Source organism: Acidimicrobiales bacterium (genome assembly GCA_041394265.1).
GTDB lineage: Bacteria > Actinomycetota > Acidimicrobiia > Acidimicrobiales > SZUA-35 > JBBQUN01.
The window spans coordinates 4,622,340-4,639,955 of record JAWKIO010000005.1; the positions used below are offsets into that span (position 1 = coordinate 4,622,340).

General features: G+C 68.3%; 14 protein-coding genes. 9 read left to right on the plus strand and 5 right to left on the minus strand.

Going from position 1 to position 17,616, the window contains the following annotated elements:
- Window positions 1-7 precede the first annotated feature (7 nt).
- From R2733_22200 to R2733_22210, 3 genes are read left to right on the plus strand one after another with little or no spacing between them, the layout of a single operon-like run.
- Entirely contained in the window at window positions 8-1,003 is a 996-nt protein-coding gene (locus R2733_22200) for a MoxR family ATPase (protein ID MEZ5379227.1), read from the plus strand.
- Between the two features lie 15 nt (window positions 1,004-1,018).
- Window positions 1,019-1,879, plus strand: coding sequence for a DUF58 domain-containing protein (locus R2733_22205; protein MEZ5379228.1), 861 nt, complete (start codon window positions 1,019-1,021; stop codon window positions 1,877-1,879).
- On the plus strand, window positions 1,876-6,498 hold the full coding sequence (locus R2733_22210; protein MEZ5379229.1) for a VWA domain-containing protein: 4,623 nt from the start codon (window positions 1,876-1,878) through the stop codon (window positions 6,496-6,498). Before R2733_22205 ends, R2733_22210 begins: the two co-directional genes overlap by 4 nt.
- On the opposite strand, the gene ccsA is transcribed toward R2733_22210, so the two are convergent.
- Complete coding sequence (gene ccsA, locus R2733_22215) at window positions 6,390-8,219, minus strand: cytochrome c biogenesis protein CcsA (GenBank protein ID MEZ5379230.1); 1,830 nt, start codon at window positions 8,217-8,219, stop codon at window positions 6,390-6,392. The genes R2733_22210 and ccsA overlap by 109 nt on opposite strands.
- Window positions 8,220-8,329: 110 nt before the next feature.
- Here ccsA and R2733_22220 point away from each other — a divergent pair, with 110 nt between their 5' ends.
- The gene (locus R2733_22220) at window positions 8,330-9,106 is read left to right on the plus strand and encodes an ABC transporter ATP-binding protein (protein ID MEZ5379231.1); all 777 of its coding nucleotides are present in this window, start codon (window positions 8,330-8,332) and stop codon (window positions 9,104-9,106) included.
- Window position 9,107: 1 nt separating this feature from the next.
- Window positions 9,108-11,600, plus strand: coding sequence for an FtsX-like permease family protein (locus R2733_22225; GenBank protein MEZ5379232.1), 2,493 nt, complete (start codon window positions 9,108-9,110; stop codon window positions 11,598-11,600).
- 37 nt (window positions 11,601-11,637) lie between these two features.
- Here the strand turns inward: R2733_22225 and R2733_22230 are convergent, their stop codons facing one another.
- Genes R2733_22230 through R2733_22245 form a run of 4 tightly spaced genes read right to left on the minus strand, consistent with a single transcriptional unit; the run spans window position 11,638 to window position 14,497 of the window.
- Window positions 11,638-11,940, minus strand: coding sequence for an AzlD domain-containing protein (locus tag R2733_22230; protein MEZ5379233.1), 303 nt, complete (start codon window positions 11,938-11,940; stop codon window positions 11,638-11,640).
- Window positions 11,937-12,608, minus strand: coding sequence for an AzlC family ABC transporter permease (locus tag R2733_22235; protein MEZ5379234.1), 672 nt, complete (start codon window positions 12,606-12,608; stop codon window positions 11,937-11,939). The genes R2733_22230 and R2733_22235 overlap by 4 nt, the downstream gene beginning before the upstream one ends.
- A gap of 9 nt (window positions 12,609-12,617) precedes the next feature.
- A complete protein-coding gene (locus R2733_22240) occupies window positions 12,618-13,616 on the minus strand; it encodes a hypothetical protein (protein MEZ5379235.1) in 999 nt (332 codons plus the stop codon).
- Window positions 13,617-13,654: 38 nt separating this feature from the next.
- A complete protein-coding gene (locus R2733_22245; GenBank protein ID MEZ5379236.1) occupies window positions 13,655-14,497 on the minus strand; it encodes a thioesterase family protein in 843 nt (280 codons plus the stop codon).
- Between the two features lie 177 nt (window positions 14,498-14,674).
- Here R2733_22245 and R2733_22250 point away from each other — a divergent pair, with 177 nt between their 5' ends.
- From R2733_22250 to R2733_22265, 4 genes are all read left to right on the plus strand, one after another.
- Window positions 14,675-14,878: a cold-shock protein gene (locus tag R2733_22250; GenBank protein ID MEZ5379237.1), complete on the plus strand. Its 204-nt coding sequence runs from the start codon at window positions 14,675-14,677 to the stop codon at window positions 14,876-14,878.
- A 94-nt stretch (window positions 14,879-14,972) separates the two neighbouring features.
- Window positions 14,973-16,154, plus strand: coding sequence for an ABC transporter ATP-binding protein (locus R2733_22255; protein ID MEZ5379238.1), 1,182 nt, complete (start codon window positions 14,973-14,975; stop codon window positions 16,152-16,154).
- Between the two features lie 5 nt (window positions 16,155-16,159).
- Window positions 16,160-16,795, plus strand: a complete 636-nt coding sequence (locus R2733_22260; GenBank protein ID MEZ5379239.1) for an ABC transporter ATP-binding protein — start codon at window positions 16,160-16,162, stop codon at window positions 16,793-16,795.
- A complete protein-coding gene (locus R2733_22265; GenBank protein ID MEZ5379240.1) occupies window positions 16,792-17,553 on the plus strand; it encodes an energy-coupling factor transporter transmembrane protein EcfT in 762 nt (253 codons plus the stop codon). The genes R2733_22260 and R2733_22265 overlap by 4 nt, the downstream gene beginning before the upstream one ends.
- Window positions 17,554-17,616 lie beyond the last annotated feature (63 nt).

The following is a 17,616-nucleotide window of genomic DNA, read 5'->3' on the forward strand; positions in this document are numbered from 1 at the left end:
GGCCGCCATGACTCCCGAAGAATGTGCCGACCACGCGAACAACATTGCTCGACAGGTCGCTCGAGTGATCGTCGGACAGCGAGAACTGATCGAGGACGTCCTGCTCTGCCTGCTCGCCGAGGGGCACGTCCTGTTGGAGGGGGTGCCGGGCCTCGGCAAGACCCAGTTGCTGAAGACGCTGGCCGAGACCCTCGATCTGCCGTGGTCTCGCATCCAGTTCACACCCGACCTGATGCCGGCCGACATCGTCGGCACCCAGATCCTGCAGCAAAGTGAAGACGGCCACCGCGAGCTCCAGTTCCGGCCGGGTCCGATCACGGCCAATCTCGTCCTCGCCGACGAGGTCAATCGAGCCACACCGAAGACCCAGGCGGCCATGCTGGAAGCGATGCAGGAACGTGCGGTCACCGTGGCCGGCGAAACCCGGCCGTTGCCCCGACCGTTCATGGTCATGGCCACGCAGAACCCGCTCGAGATGGAGGGAACCTATCCGTTGCCCGAGGCCCAGCTCGACCGCTTCCTCCTCAAGGCGCTGGTGCCGTTCCCCACTGCCGAGGATCTGGTGACGGTGATCGAGCGCACGACCGGGGCCATTGCTCCGAGCCCCGAGCGGGTGTGCGACGCCGAGACCCTGCGTTCGATGATCGCGCTGACCCGCGAGGTACCCGTGCCCGACCACGTGGTACGTCACGCCGTCGACCTGGTCATCGCCTCGCATCCCGGCGAGTCGACGGCTCCGGAGCGGGTTCGTCGCTACGTTCGTTTCGGTGCCTCGCCTCGAGGGATCCAGGCCATGATCCTCGCTGGCAAGGCTCGGGCGATCCTCGACGGCCGACCGTCGGTTTCGATCGATGACGTCCGGGGAGTGGCCCCTGCAGCGCTGCGTCACCGGCTGGTGGTCGGCTACGAGGCCACGGCCGACGCCACGACCGCCGACGACCTGGTCGCCACCATCCTCGACGCCGTGCCGGCCCCGACGTCCGGCATCCGTGGCGCTCAGTAGGGGCGGACCCGCCACGTGAGCGACCTTCTTGCACCGAGCCTGCTGGCTCGGCTCGAACGATTGCAGCTGGTAAATCGTCGGCGCCTCGCCGGTGGGTTGGCCGGTGAGCATCGTTCGCCGCGACACGGGTCATCGCTCGACTTCGCCGACTTCCGTGAGTACTACCCGGGTGACGACCTACGGCGTATCGACATCAGCGCCCTCGCCCGGCTCGACCGCCTCCTCGTCAAGCTGTTCGACGCCGAGGACGACCTCACCCTGCGCCTGCTGGTCGACACCTCGGGGTCGATGGACGGTGCCAAGTTGCAGCGGGCACGGGAACTGGCGGCGGCACTCGGGTTCTCGGCGTTGATTCGACGCGACGTGGTCACGGTGCACACGTTTCCGACCGTGGTGCACGGTCCTCGTTTCCGTGGCCGCTCGGCCTCCACCGCACTCTTCGATCATGTGGCGCGCCTCGTCGCAGAGGGGACGACCGGATTCGCCGCAGCCGCCGATCGAGTGCTCACCCAGCCAGGGCCGCCCGGTCTGACCGTTGTCATCTCCGACCTGTTGACGCCGGAGTGGGACGCCGGCATCGCTCGGCTACCCGCCCGGCGGGGTGAATTCGTTGTCGTGCACCTGCTCGACCGAACCGACCTCGACCCCGATCTGACCGGTGACCTCGAGCTGGTCGACGCCGAGACCGGCGAGCGGCTCGAGGTCTCGCTGTCGGCGAAGGCGCTCGAGGACTATCGCTCGCTGGCGAGCGGCTGGGCCGACGACGTCGCCCAGCGTGTCCGGGCCACGGGCGGTGCGTATCTCCGGACCTTCACTGACGACGACCTCGAGTCGGTCCTGCTCGGCCGGGCACGAGACGCAGGGGTCTTGCGATGAGCATCGGTGGGTGGGGGCTCGCCAACCCGATGGGCCTGCTCTGGGGACTCCTGGCGCTTCCGATCATCGCTCTGCACATCCTGCGGCCGCGCCGGGTCCAGGCGGCGGTGTCGGCAGTCTTCCTGTGGCGCAAGGTCGATGTACCGGTGACCGCGGCGAGCCCCTGGCAGCGGCTGATCCCCAGCTGGCTGCTGGCATCGCAGGTGCTGGCCGCACTCCTGCTGGCGCTGCTGGAGGCGCGACCAGTCCAACTCAGCGATCTCCCGTTGGCGGATCACACGGTCTTCGTCATCGACGCCTCGGCATCGATGCGTGCGACCGATGGCTCGCCCGATCGCCTCTCCAGTGCCGTCGACCGTGCCGAGGAGCTCCGCGGCCAGATGCCCGAGGGCGGCGAGGCCAGCCTCATCGTCGCCGGACCCCGTGCCCGTGCGCTGCTGTCGCATTCCACCGATGCTTCCGCGTTTGTCGATGCGCTCGACCAGATCCGGGCCGGCGATGGTGCGGCCGACTTTGCGGGCGCATTTGCGCTGGCGTCGGGCCTCGACACCGGCGAGGCGCTCACCCGCATGGTGCTGATCTCCGACGGCGGCGTCAGCGACGCCGACCTTCGGGCGGCACCCATCGGCGCCCGCTACGAGCGAGTCGGTTCATCCGCCACCAACCGCGGCATCACGCAGCTGAGCGTGGAGCCGGTCGAGGGTGGGTTGCTGGCACGGGTCACCGTCGTGCACTTCGGTGGTCCTTCGGCCACCCAGGAGGTGAGAATCGATGTCGACGGGGTCACCTCGGCTCGGTCGACCGTCGAGCTCGAACCGGGCGGGGTCGTCAACCTGGCGCTGGCCGTTCCGCCGGGCAACAGGATCGAGGCGTTCCTCGAGGGCGAGGACGCCCTGTCGATCGACAATCGTGCCGTTGCCACCGTCTCGCAGCGCCCCGAGCTCGATGTGCTGTGGGTTGGCGACGACGATCCGTTCATCAACGCCGCCCTGACCGCCAATCCGGGCCTCCAGGTCGAACGGTCGACGACCTACCCGACCGAGCTCGATCCATCGATCGATGTCGTGGTCGCTGCCGGCGTCCCGATTCCCGACGACGCAGCGCCGATTCCCCTGATCGCCATCGCGCCGCCGGGCGGGGCCCGAGGTGTGGTGCCGGACGGCATCGTGGAGCGTCCGATCCTCACGTTGATCCGTTCCGACATCCCCATGGTTGCCGACCTCGATCTCTCACAAGTCGGCATCGCCGCATCACAACAGGTGACGACCCCGGTCGACGCCGACATCGTGCTCGGTGCCGAACGCGCGCCCTTGCTGGTCCTGACCGACGGCGCCGACGGCAAGATGGCGTATCTCGCCTTCGAACTCGACCAGTCCACGCTTCCACTGCAGGCGGCGTTCCCCGTACTCTTCGACCGACTCGTCAGCGACGTCGCCGAATTGGTGTCACCCCCTCCCCGGCTCGTTGTGGGCGCCGATCTCCCCATCGATCCGCAGCTGGCGGCCACCATCACCTCGCCATCCGGCACGAGCGAGGAGATCCCGCCCGGCTATTCGTACCCGGCCGCCGACGCGGTCGGATTCTGGCAGGTCGAGCAGGCCGGTCGGCCGGTCCTGACCATCGCCGTCGGGATCGAACGGGCAGAGTCGGTAATCGCACCGGCACCCGATCTCCCGTTCGAGGCCGCATTCGAAGGCACCGCGCTAGGCGATCAGCAGAGTTCGGTCCCATGGCGCACCGTCCCGATCCTCGTGCTGCTTGCCGTGCTCATCGCAGAGGCGCTGCTCGCTCGACGCCGCCGAGGGGTGGGTCGTGGCCAGTGGCAGGTGGCCATGGGCCTGCGGGGGCTGATCGCTGCGGCGTTGCTGGTTTCGCTGGTCACGCCGGTCGTCACCCGGTCGACCGATCGCGTCGCAACCATGTTCCTGATCGACGCCAGCGACTCGATGGGGCCGGCGGGCGCAGCGAGCGCGGTCGGCCTGGTGCGAGAGGCACTCGAAGCACAGCCCGAGGGCGACCTTGCCGGCGTCGTGGTGTTCGGTAGCGACGCTCGGCTCGAACAGCTCGTGCGGAACGAGCCCTCATTTGCCAATGTGAGCGTCACGATCGACCCGTCGGGAACCGATCTGTCGGCTGCCCTGCGGCTCGGTGCGGCCGCGTTGCCCAACGATGCACGGAAGCGGCTCGTCCTCATCAGTGACGGGCGAGCCACCACCGGCGACGTCGACGATGAGATCTCCCGACTGGCCGACAACGAGATCCCGGTCGACGTGGTGGTGGTCGATACCGTGATCGGCAACGATCTCGCCGTTGCCGGTGTCGACGCGCCGTCGCTCGCTCGGGCCGGAGAGCAGGTGTCGATCGACGTCCGGGTGTCGGCCCCCGCCGCCGGTCCGGCGGTCGTCACCTTGAGCCGAGATGGTGAGACCGTCGAGACCCGCACCGTCGACCTCGAGGCCGGCGAGAACACGCTTCGCTTCACCGATGTCGCCACCGACGAGGGTGTGCTGCGCTACCAGGCGACCATCGACGCGGTCGGTGACAGCGTCGCCGCCAACGACGTGGGCTACGCGGCGATCCCCGTCGCCGGGGCCGAGCGCGTCCTCGTGGTCGAAGGCCGTTCGGGTGCCGGCGCCGCGATGATCGACACGCTCGACGCCGCCGGAATCGGCAACGACGTGGTCACCCCCGGTCGGGTGCCGGCACTCGACGAACTCACCCGCTACGCCTCGATCGTGCTCGTCGACGTCGACCGGCGAGATCTCAGCGACGGTCAGGTCGAAGCGCTGACGGCCGCGGTCCGTGACCTCGGACGCGGCATGGTGGTCGTTGGCGGCATGCACTCCTACGCCTTGGGCGGCTATCGCGATTCCGCCCTCGAGGAGATCCTCCCGGTGATCAGCGAGATCACCGACCCCCTCCGCCGTCAGACCGTGGCCGAGGTACTCGCCATCGACTCGAGCGGCTCGATGGGCGCTTGCCACTGCAACGAAGAGGGGCAGAACGGCATGGGCGGCGGCAACCGCATCGACGGCGGGGTGTCGAAGACGGCGATCGCCCGCAACGCTGCTGCTCGGGCGATCGCTGCGCTCGAGGCCACCGACGAAGTGGGGCTGTTGTCGATGGATGCCAACGACAGCTGGCTCCTCGACCTGCAGGCGTCGCCGTCGCAGGAGGACATCGACAGCGGACTCGAACAGATCGTGCCCGACGGCCCAACCTTCCTCGATACCGGCCTCTTGACTGCGGCCGACGCGCTCCGGGCGTCCGATGCCAGCTTGAAGCACATCATCTTCTTCAGCGACGGTTTCACCGAACCCGGCAGTCTCGCTGCCGTCGCCGATCAGGCGGCCGAGCTCTACGCCGAGGGCATCACCGTCTCGGTGGTCGCCACCGGTGAGGGTGCCGCCGAGGATCTTCGCCCGATCGCCGAGGCCGGCGGCGGTCGCTTTTACCCCGGGAAGAACTTGGACCAGATCCCCGAACTCATCGTGCAGGAGGCGGTCATCGCGTCGCGCGACTTCGTCAACGAGGGCGAGTTCCTGCCGTTGATCGCCTCGTCGGCCCCTACCGTGCGAAACCTCACACAGAGCCCCGTGCTCCAGGGCTATCTCGCAACGACGGCGAAGCCGACGGCCCGAGTTGATCTGCGGATTGGGCCCGACGAGGACCCACTCCTGGCCTCGTGGCAGGCCGGGCTCGGACGAGTCGCAGCGTGGACCAGCGACGGTGGTGAGCGGTGGTCGGCACCCTGGTCGGCGTGGTCGGGCGCCCCGGATTTCTGGGCCGGCGTCGTGAAGGACACGTTCCCGGTCGTTGGCGACGGGGGTGGGATCGTGGCCAAGGTCGTCGATGGTCAACTCGAGTTGCGGCTCGAAGGAGCCGAGGACTGGCCGACCGACGGTGTCGCGAACGCCAGCATCGCCGGGCCGGACGGCACGTCGACCATCGTGCCGCTCGAGCGCATCGACGGATCGACCTTCGCCGCCACGGTGCCTGTCACCGACGCCGGCACGTATGCGGTTGGTGCCACGGTCAGCGACGGCGGTGAAACCGTGTGGTCGGGGATTGGCTTGACCACACGTTCGTACCCGGCGGAGTACGCGCCTCGTCCGACCGACCGGGCGCAGCTCGAGCGGGTGGCCGCACGTACCGGTGGTCGCATCGACCCTGCGCCGAGCGATCTGTTCTCGCCGGACGGCACGGTCGCAGGGCGGCGACGGATCGACCTCACGCCGTGGTTGCTGCTGTTCGCCCTGTTGGCGTGGCCGGTTGCTGTTGCCCTGAGCCGCTTGGCCTGGCGCCGGGGCACCCTCGCCATCGGGGCCGACAAGGCGGCATCGACCGTCTCCCAGCTGCGCGACCGATTGCCGAAGATGGCCGAGCCGCGGCTCCCGGATCGTGCCGGCGGCACGCCCGACCCGACCGACGCTCCATCGCCGGGGAACGCCGCTCTTCGATCGACGGAAACCCCCCGTCCTGCGCCGCCGCGTCCGCCGGTCGGTGGCGATCAGCCGACCGCGCCGCCCGTTGCCGCGGCGCCCTCACCGACAGAGACGGCGGACGGCGACGGATCGACGGTGAACCAACTGCTCGCTCGCAAGCGCCGGCGCGACTGAGCACCGACCAATCCGAGGGCGACCAACCCACCGCCGATCCACACGAGGTGGATGCGGGGGAACCGGTTGACGCGGTAGCGAGCCGACGATCCGTCGGCATCGAGGAGGACCACCTGGAGCTCATCGAGCCCGCGGGTGCGGTGCGCGACCTCGGCGGTGGTGACGCCGCGGAGGTGGTAGGTGACGAGCGACGGTGTGAGCGACGAGCCGTCGACATCGATGCGCGCCGTCGCTGTCGATGTCACGTCACTCCGGTCGATGCCGACCGAACGGTGGATGAGCGTCAGCCCGTCGATCGACCGTGGTTCGTCGACCACCAGTCGGACGGCCGTCACCGACGTGGCGAGGGTGCCGGCGATACCGACGAGCACGAGTCCGGCGCCGACGTGGGCGACGGCGCCGGGCCGGCGTCTGCGCACCAGCGAGACGGCAGACCCCGCGACCGCGCCGCCGATGCCACCCAGGGCAAGGCCGTACACGCCGGCATCGAGTGGAATGGCGATGCAACCGATGGCGGCGCCGACCAACGCAGCCCACCAGCGACGGTCGGCACGAACGGCGGCCGCACCACCGAGGATGGCAACGGGCCAAAGGATACGAGCGAAGTAGGTGCCCGCGATGGCGAGTCGGTCGCCGGTGGTGGCGGCTTCGACCAGTGGCTGGTAGGTCCCGGCCGCCACGTACAGCGCGGCGACGAGCAGGATCCAGCCGCCGACGCGCCGGTGCTGGTGTTGGGCGAAGGGCGGGCCGCTCGACTCGGCATCGTCCAACGGGCGGACGACCACGACGGCGCCGACGAAGGCGAGCGATGTCGCGCCGGCGACCGTCAGCAGTGAGATTCGCAACGCCGGCCGGTCGGCGAAGGCGTGCACCGAGGACACGACGCCGATCCGGGTGAGGGTCGTGGCCCAGATCGCGCCGAGACCGGGCAGCACACCGATGGCCACGAGGGCGCGCTCGGGGACAGGCGTGGGCCGTCGCTGGAGGTGCAATGCGGCCACGCCGGCCAGCCATGCGGCCAGACCGGCCGACTCGATCGGATCCCAGGCCCAGTAGCCACCCCAACCCAGCTCGGCGTGAGCCCATCGGGCGCCGCTGAGCAGGCCGGCGGCGAGGAGGCCGAGGGGTATCGTCCAGCGCCGGACTGGGACGTGCGCCGATTGGCCACTCCACGCACTCGATACCACCGCCAGCGACGGCACGAGCAGTCCGACGAGGCCGGCGTAGAGCAGCGGTGGGTGCCACACCATTGCCGGATGCTCGAGGATGGGTTGCAGCCCGAGACCGTCGACGGCCGGGATGTCGAGGCGATCGAACGGTGAGGCGACGAGTGCCACCACCCCCAGGTAGCCGACGACCAGGGCACCGCCGAGTCCGCCGACCCAGCGTCGTATCGCCTCGCCCTTCGCTGCCGACAAGGCGACGACAACGGCCCAGGCGACCAGGGTGCCCCACAGCAGGAGCGAGCCTTCGGGGCCGGCCCACAAGCCGGCCAGGCGGGGGAGCGGAGCGATGCCTGATCGGGTGTGGTCGGCGATGTATTCGTAGCGCCAGTCCTCACCGAGGAATGCCACGCCGAGGCGGATCATCGAGGCCGAGGCGGCGACGGCGCCAAGCAGGGCACACGGCGCAGCGAATCGCCATCGCCGGGTGACCGAAGCGATCGAGACGCCGAGTCCGGCCAGCACCGCGAGCCAGATCCCCGCAGTTCCCAGCGCCATCCCCGGAGCGTAGCTCAGGGTTTCCCCTGGCTCGATCAGGGTGGTGGCCCGCCATGATTCGGGGGTTTACCGCATGGTCGCAGGTCAGCGCAGCGCTCAGCATGATCGTCATGACCAACATCGATCTCATCGCTCCCGCCCCACCCGTTCCCCCCACGGTTCGCCCGATCGCTGCCCGGGCCCGCAAGGCCACCAAGATCTACGCCACCGGCGAGGCGTCGGTGCGTGCGCTCGACAGCGTCGACATCGACATCGACGCCGGTCGCTTCACCGCCGTGATGGGGCCGTCCGGCTCCGGCAAGTCGACGCTGATGCAGTGCCTTGCCGGGCTCGACGACCTCACCTCGGGACAGGTGTTCATCGGCGACATCGACATGGCGTCGCTGTCGGAGAAGCGTCGCACGCTCGTCCGACGGGAGAAGGTCGGCTTCATCTTCCAGGCGTTCAACCTGATCCCGACCCTCAGTGCCATCGAGAACATGACGCTCCCACTCGACCTGGCCGGCATCGTCCCCAACGAGGAATGGCTTGCCACCGTGGTGCGGACGGTGGGCCTCGAGAACCGGCTCCACCACCGACCCGACGAGCTGTCGGGAGGCCAGCGTCAGCGTGTCGCCGTTGCCCGTGCGCTGGTCGCCCGGCCCAGCATCATCTTCGCCGACGAACCCACCGGGAACCTCGATTCCCGCAGTGGGGCCGAGATCCTCAGCTTCATGCGGTCGGCGGTCGACACGATGGGCCAGACCATCGTGATGGTGACCCACGATCCCGTGGCGGCGTCGTACGCCGATCGGGCGGTGTTCCTCGCCGACGGCAAGATCGTCGACGAAGTGCAGCAACCGACCGCACAGCGAGTCCTCGATCTGATGAAGGGCATGGGCAACTGACATGTTCCGCCTGACGCTACGCAACCTCAACGCCTTCAAGATCCGTCTCGCTCTCACCACGTTCGCCGTGGTCCTGGGCGTCAGCTTCGTGGTCTCCTCGTTCGTCCTGACCGACGGGTTCCGCCAGAGCTTCTCCACCTTGTCGAGCGACATCGTCGCCGACACCGATTTCGAGGTGCAGCCCACTTCCGACTTCGGCTCCGTTGCCCCCATGCCCGCATCGACCCTCGGAATCGTCGAGGGGGTCGACGGCGTCGAACACGCGGCCGGCCAGGTGTTCTCGGACCGGCTGCAACCGACGACCGCCGACGGAGAACTCCTGACCAGCAGCGGACCACCGCTGTTATCGAGTTCGTGGGTCGACGAATCGACGCTCAATCAGTTCACGCTCCGTGACGGTCGGGCTCCCACTGGCGACGAGTTCGCCATGGAGTATCGGGCTGCCGCCGAGCATGGGTTCGAGATCGGCTCGGTCTACGAGATCGTCACTCCCACGGGGGTCCGTTCCCTCACGCTGTCGGGCACGACCGTGTTCGGCGATGACTCGGCCACGATGGGAGCGCTGCTGATGCAGTACCCGCTCGACACGTTGCAGACGATGATCGACAGCGAGGGACTCCTCGACAGCATCACGGTGTCGATCGCCAACTCGTCGACGATGGCCGAGGTGCGAAGCGGGCTGGAGGCTGCGCTGCCCGACAACGTCGAGGTCCGCGACAACGCCCAGCTCGTTGCCGATACCAACGCCGACTTCGAGCAGGGCATCAACATCATCAACAATGTGATGCTCGGGTTCGCCATCGTCTCGCTGTTCGTGTCGATCTTCATCATCGCCAACACCTTCGCCATCGTCGTCGGCCAGCGGACTTCCGAGCTCGCGTTGCTGCGTGCGATCGGCGCCACCCCGCCACAGGTCCGCCGCTCGACCATGGCCGAGGCGCTGATCATCGGCGTCGTGGCCTCGCTCCTCGGACTGCTCGCCGGCCTCGGGATCACCGTTGGGCTGCAGGCGATCTTCAATGCACTGGGTGCCAGCCTTCCCGACGTCCCGCTCGTGATGCGGACCCGCACGATCGTGATCGCCATGATCCTCGGCGTCGGGGTCACCTTGGCGTCGGCGACCGGGCCCGCTCGAAAGGCGTCGGGCATTGCGCCGATGCAGGCGATGCAGGCGTCGGTCGAGGCGCCGTCCACGCCCAGTCGCCGCCGTTCCGTGCTCGGCCTGGTCGTGCTCGCTGCCGGCCTGGCCACGGGCTGGTTCGGTCTCTTCGGCTCGAATGGTTCGGTCAGCAACACCGTGGCGTTGCTTGGGGTCGGTGCCGTGCTCGTCTTCGGCGCCATGGCCCTGATGGCGCCGGCGCTGGTGCGGCCGATCGTCTCCGTGCTGGGGCTCCCCGTCCGCACCCTCGGTGCCGCCGGCAAGCTGTCGACGCAGAACGCCGGTCGCAACCCTCGCCGCACGGCGAGCTCGGCTGCGTCGCTCACCGTCGGCCTCGGGCTGGTGACGGCAGCGCTCGTGGTCGGTCAGTCGATCAAGACCGGCATCAGCGGCTTGGTCGACGACTCGGTCACCGCCGACGTCCTCATCCAGGCCGACGACGTGATCAGCCCCCAGGCCTTCGACGACGTCGGCTCCACCGGGTCGTTCGACCAGCTCGGCTCGTACCGATACGACGAGATCAAGATCGGCGACGATGTCGAAGGGGTGATCGGGACGAATCTGGCGACCACTGCCGAGCTCTTCGATGTGGGCGTCAGCGCCGGTGCAATGACCGATGCACCGAACACCGTGGCGGTCTATCGAGGTGTGGCCGAGGACCGTGGGTTGGCGGTTGGCGACACCGTCGACGTCATGTTTCCCAGCGGCGTTGCCGAGACCCTGACCGTCGGGGCCATCTTCGACTCGAAGGCCATCCTCGACCTCAACTGGGTGATCAACGACAACGACTGGAGCGATCGGTTCGGTTCGTCCGACATCGTCTGGGCGGCGGGCACCTTTGCTGCCGGTGTCGAGGACGTCGACTCGCTCACCGTCCCCGGTCTCACCTTCGAGAACCGGGCAGAGTACAAAGAAGGCGTCGAGAGCGACATCGACCAGATGCTCGTGGTGATCAACGTCCTGCTGGCGCTGGCCATCGTCATCGCCCTGCTGGGCATCGCCAATACGGCGGCGCTGTCGGTCTTCGAACGCACCCGTGAGGTCGGACTGCTCCGGGCGGTGGGGATGACTCGCCGTCAGACTCGCCAGATGTTCCGGTGGGAGTCGGCCCAGGTGTCGGTGCTCGGTGCGGTGCTCGGTATCGCCGTCGGCCTGGTGTTCGGTTGGGGTGTGGTCGAAGCGCTTCCTGAGTTCTTCGCCGCCAAGCTGTCGATCCCGGTGGCCCGGATCGCCATCCTCCTCGGGATCTGCGGACTCTGCGGCATCATCGCTGCTGCACTCCCGGCCCGGCGTGCCGCCAGGCTCAACGTCATCGATGCCCTCTCGATGGCGTGATGTCCCATCGACGCTCTCGATGGCGTGACGGGACCGGCTACAGCGACCGCAGCAGGGCCGTGGTCGCTGCGGCCGCCAGCACCACCACCACGAACGGTGCCTTCCTCCACACGAGGATCGCAGCAACGGCAAGGCCCGCCGCCCGCTCGTCGATGACGAGTGCACCCTTCGTGGACAGGCTCAGTTGAGCGACCAACGCAGCGACAACGGCTGCGGGAATGAGCCCGGCGATCCGCTCGAGGGTGGGTCGCCGGGCCAACCACGGTCCGAGGAGGAACATGCCGGCCAACCGCTGGCTGGCCGTTCCGATCGTGAGCAGGGCGACGGCGAGGTAGTTCACGATCCGGCCGCCTTCGACCGAGCGATCCACATCGCACCCACTACGGCGCCGAGGGAACTGGCGAGGATCGGGACGCCACCGGGCGCGACGGGAATGAGGGCGATGCAGGCGATGGCGCCGGTGACCCCAGCGACGAGGCCTTCCTTGCGACGCAGGAGGTTGCCGATGATCGACAGCAGGGCCGCAGGGAACACAGCGTCGAATCCCAGGCGGGAGGTGTCGCCGAGGATGTTGCCGAGGAACAGTCCCACCAGCGAGCCGGCCCAGAACCCGGCGAGCAGGGTGAGCGACACCACCCAGTACGCCCGCTTCGATTCCGCCTTCGACGGCTGTTGGATGGCGACGGCAACGCTCGGGTCGAGCGCAGTGAAGGCAGCGACTGCTCGCTCGGCTCGTGATCCTTCCAGCACTCGGTTGAGGCTGGCGGCCAGCAGCCCGAACCGGCTCGCCACCAACCAGCCACTGGCAACGGCCGCGAGCATCGAGCCGCCGGCGTCACGGACGGCGAGATAGGCCAGCTCGCCGGTGGCGGAGTACACCACGATCGCCGCCGTGATGGTGACCCCGGTCGAGACGCCCCGGTCGACCATCGCTACCGAGACCGTCATGCCGACGGCGAAGAAGGTGAAGGCCAGGGTGGCGATGTCGGCAGGCTTGGGCAGCGCCATGTCAGTGGCTCATCGGGTCGCCACGATCAGGTCACGCGTGATCGAACGGTCGACCACGTGTTGGAATGACACCGGGTGCTCGACCGCGTGGAGCCGGTTGGCCTCGAGCAGGTCGACGACGGTGGTGCGGGCCATGGTCTTGCGGTTCCACGACAAGCCGAGCGCTGCTCCCGGCCGCATTGCGGCCCGCCACGCCGACACCGATTCGCCGATCAGGATCTCCGAGGACCGGGTGCTGGACTTCTCGCCGGCGGCACGGTGCTGCACCCCGTAGGGAAGGTCGCCGACGATCAGGTCGAACTGCCGTCCGGGGAACAGGTCGCGGACCTGGGCCGAGCGACCGCTCGACATGCGCAGCTGTTGATCGCTGCGGATGGTGACGGCGAAGGCCGACGTGCCGGCGACCGGGCCCTTGCGGACCTTCTCCTTGGTCGCCGAATGCTTGATCCGGTGGTCCTTCAAGTAGCCGATGATGAAGGTGCGGTACTGCTCGACATCGGCTTCGTTGCGCTCGATGCCCCAGGCGTCGAAGCCGTACATCAGCGCTCGGTTCAGCGTGGTCCCGCGTCCGGCCACCGGGTCGAGGAGGCACACCCTTTCGCCCTCGGCGGCCCGGGCGTGCGCCGACGCCGAAGCAGCCAACGTGAGGTTGACCAGCATGTGGGTGAACTGCTCGTTGGTCTTGCCCGGATAACGCTGGATGGTGATCAGGTCGTCGTCGAACGACTCGAGTCGTTCGAGCGGGAGGGGGACGAGCGCGTCGTCACGCACCTCGAAGAGTGCTCGAACCGAGGACAGGTTCGAGGCAACGAATCGGTCGTGATCATCGAGCTCGGGGGCATTGAAGATCACGTAGGGCACGTTGCCGAGGCAGCGCTGCTCGATGCCTGCAACCTCGGCGTGCAGCTTCGGAACGATGGCGGCGAGCTCGGCGGCGAGGAGTTCGGGTGCACGGTCGGAGTAGACCCGGTTCGACGACTCACGGGTCAACAGAGCGAATCGGGCCATCTGGCGAGGTTAGTACGGGGGTGACACGACCCCGTGACTCACACCAGCAGGAGCGCGAGTTGTCGTGACTGGGCGACGAGTCGCCCGGTGCTGTCCCACAGCTGACCGTTCTCGATCAGCATGCCGTTCGACAAGTCGTTGGTGGTGAAGCGGGCACGGATCCAACCGGGTGCGGGGCGGCGGCGTACGTGGACCGTCAGTTCGAGGGTGGGGACCCAGCCGATCGTTCCCAGCAGGCTGAACACCGAAGGCGGGAAGGCGTCGGCGAACAACACGAGCGACTTCGAGTCTGGTGGGCGTCCGTCGGCGAAGCGGATCCAGCCCGACACCTCGGCCCGGTCCGCGGCCCCGGCTACCGACCAGCGGGGATCGATCCGCACGTCGAGGCGATCGAGGATCGGGAGTTCGACGCCTTGGGCCAGGGCACGGCGATCCACGCACGAATCGGGCTCGGGAAGCGGAACGGGCGCGAGGGACAGCGACGGGCTGGTACTCGCCGGCTCATCGTCGGCTCGGTCAGGGTCGCCGAGGTCGCCGAACGCTGCGACGGTCTGGAGTCGCTGCGTCCCCGCCTGATGGAGCTCGGCCGAGGTCGTGGTGGCACGTCGACCGAGACGGATCAGGCGGCCGTGGATCTCGCCGGGCTCGTCGCCGGTTCCCGGCCGGAGATAGTGGGTGGTCACCGAAAGGGGATCCGGGTGCCCTGCGAGTTCGGCCATGGCCCGCAACGACGAGGCGGCGAGGTAGCCGCCGTTCGGGTTGTCGCCGATGTTCCAGCGGGCCGAGATGGTGGTATCGAATCGCACCGGCGAGCGATCGTCGGGTTGTTCGCCGGCCCCCACCGCGGTCTCGACATCGAACTGGTAGGTGGAGGTGGACACGACGCCGACTCTAGGAGGTGACCAGGGACCGTGCGTCTCGTCATTGGTTTCGCAGCGACGCCAACTGGGCAAACGTGGCGATCTGGTGTCCCGCCCGTCGGTTGTCACCATCGTGCGGTAGTCTGAGCAGACCGTTGGCACACAGCCGATCGGTGCTTTATGAAAGAAGTTTAAGCAATGGCAATTGTCGGTACCGTCAAGTTCTTCAACGCTGAGAAGGGCTTCGGATTCATCTCCCGCGAGCAGGGCGACGACGTGTTCGTCCACTTCTCCAACATCGTCGGCGAGGGCTACAAGACCCTCGACGAGGGCCAGCGAGTCGAATTCGACGTCGCACCGGGTCGCAAGGGCGAGGAAGCGCAGAACGTTCGCGCCATCTGATCTCACGACCTGACCCCAACTGTCAGGTCGACACTCGGAACCGCCGACCTTCGGGTCGGCGGTTTCGTCGTTTTCGTCGAGGCATGCTGAAACCGTGACCGAATCCGTCGCTCCCGCCGAGCATCGACTCCGCCCGGGCGAGCTGGCCGAGGCTGCCGTGATGGCCGACCTGGCCGTGCTCGCCGTCCTCCTGGCTCGGCTCTCGCCCTTCGCCGGTCTCACCGCCGTTGTGGGCGCCGTGCCGTTCGTCGTGCTCGGCATCCGGCATCGGACCCGGGCCATCGTGGTCGCTTTCGTTGTCGCTGTCGTTCTCGTCTTCCTGTTGGCGGGCTTCAACGCCGCCACGCAGGTGCTCGTGATGGCGGTGTTCGGTGGCCTGATCGGTCGGGGGATGCAGCTGGGATGGAGCACGCGGCGCCTGTTGACCACCGCCGTCGGCTACGGATGGGTCCTCGTGGCGTCGCTGACCGTGGGGTTCCTGTGGGTGTTCGCCGGCCTGCGTGAACTCAACCTCGACGCACTGCGAGTGCAGTGGAAGGGTGTCGCCAAGGGGCTCGACGCCATCGGTCTCGATTCGGTCGTGTCGTTTGTCGATCCTCGGATCGAGTCGATGATCGACCACTGGTACCTCACGGTGCCGGTGCTGCAGCTCGCGATCTCGGTGTTCGTCGCCGGCATGATCATCCGAGTCGGTCGTCCGGTCGCCGCCCGCGTGCAGCGTGCGTTCGGCGAGCGGCCGTCACCACCTCCCTCCGTCGATGCGCTCGCTGCTCGGCTCGCCCCGGCGACGGGACTCACCGTGATCACGGGTCCGAACGGCATCGGCAAGTCGACCCTGCTCCGTGTGATTGCCGACCGGGTTGGCGACCGCGGTCGGATGGGCGGCACGGCGATCATCGGCCAACGACCGGAGAGCCAGGTCGTCGGTGTGCGGGTCGGCGACGATCTCGTGTGGGGACTGGAGGCACCGCCGAACGACGACGACTGCTCCAGGGCGCTCGAGCTCGTCGGACTTGGCGGGTTCGAACACCGCGAGACGTCCTCACTGTCGGGCGGTGAGCTGCAGCGGCTGGCGTTGGCATCGGCAGCACTGCGTCGGCCGGCCCTGGTGCTCTCCGACGAGTCGACCGCGATGATCGATCCGCACGGGCGGGCGACCGTGCTGGCCATTCTGCGCCGACTCGCCGACGACGGTGCCACCGTGATCCATGTCAGTCATCTCGACGGTGATCGGGCGGTTGGCGACCGGGTCATCGAGCTGGGACCGGCGACGTGAGGGGTGTGGTCGAGCTTCGAGGCGTCGGGCACGTGCACGCCGACCGCACGCCCTGGTCACGTCGGGCGCTGTCGCCGCTCGATCTCACGATCGAACCGGGTGAGCGGCTGCTGGTCGTCGGCGCCAACGGGTCCGGGAAGACCACGCTGGCCTGGATCCTCGCCGGATTGATCGACCCGACCGAGGGGTCGGCAACGATCGACGGTGAGCCGCTCACGTTGCAGAGCGAACACATCGGACTGCTCGTCCAGCAGGCCCGGCTCCAGCTGCTGCGGCCAACGGTCGGAGAGGAACTGGCAGCGTTCGACGCCAACCGTGGACATCAGATCGCGGCACTCATCGACATGGGGTTCGAGGTCGGCGACCTTCGGCGACGGATCGACGAACTGTCGATCGGCCAGCAGCGACGGGCTGCCCTCGCCGCCCAGCTCGCCCGACACTGCTCGTTGCTCATCCTCGATGAGCCGATGGCCGGACTCGATGCGGCCGGGCGCCGAGCGCTGACTGCTGCCGTTGGCTCGCTCCCGTCCGACACCATGGTCGTCACCGTCACGCATGATCTCGACGAGAGCCGATCGCTCGGTGATCGCGTGGTGCAGCTCGACGCCGGTCGGCTACTCGACGATCGGTACGTGCCGTGATCGCCGGCATGAACTTCCTGCGCTACGTGATCGGCTCGTCGGTCGTGCATCGAGCGAATGCGCGTACGAAGGTGCTGGCGCTCACCGTGCTCGTGTTCACCCTGTCGTTCGATCCGAGCTGGTCGAGCGTGGCGATCGTTTGGGGAGCCGTCGCCGTCACCTTCATCGCCGCTCGGCTCCCGCTCGGCGTGCGACCACGGCCACCGCGGCTGTTGGTGTGGTCGATCGGTGTCTCGCTGCTGTTCGGGTTGGCCGCCGGCGGTGAGCCGAATGTCGACATCGGTGGCCTTTCGCTCGGGCTCGACGGGCTGTTGGTGGAGCTGCGGTTCTTCTCGGTCGCTCTCGCCCTCCTAGCGCTGTCGCTCCTTCTCGGATGGACCACCGCGATGGCCGACCTACCGGCGGCTGCAGGATGGATGCTCGGGCCGCTGCGGCGCCTTCGGGTCCCGGTCGACGACGTGATTGCTGCGCTCACGCTGGCGGTCCGCGCCCTGCCGTTGATGGCCGACGAGCTGGCGACGACCTCGACGCTGTGGCGGCTCCGACCGAAGAACCAGCCGAACGTCGTCGTCGAAATGGTCGACTTCGCCGCCACGGCGACCACCTCGGCCGTTCGGCGGGCCACCGAGCTCGGCGAGACGCTGGTCAATCGCGGGCCGGTGGTGCCGGCCACGCGTCGAGCATCGTGGAGCGCGGCCGATCTGTGGGTCGGGTTCGGAGCGGCGGCGACCGTCGCGGCGATGATCGTGCTTCCTTAGCAGCGGCGCTGCGACGTCGGTGGACGGAAACCGACGAGACCACCGGTCGGTGTTCACCGAGAT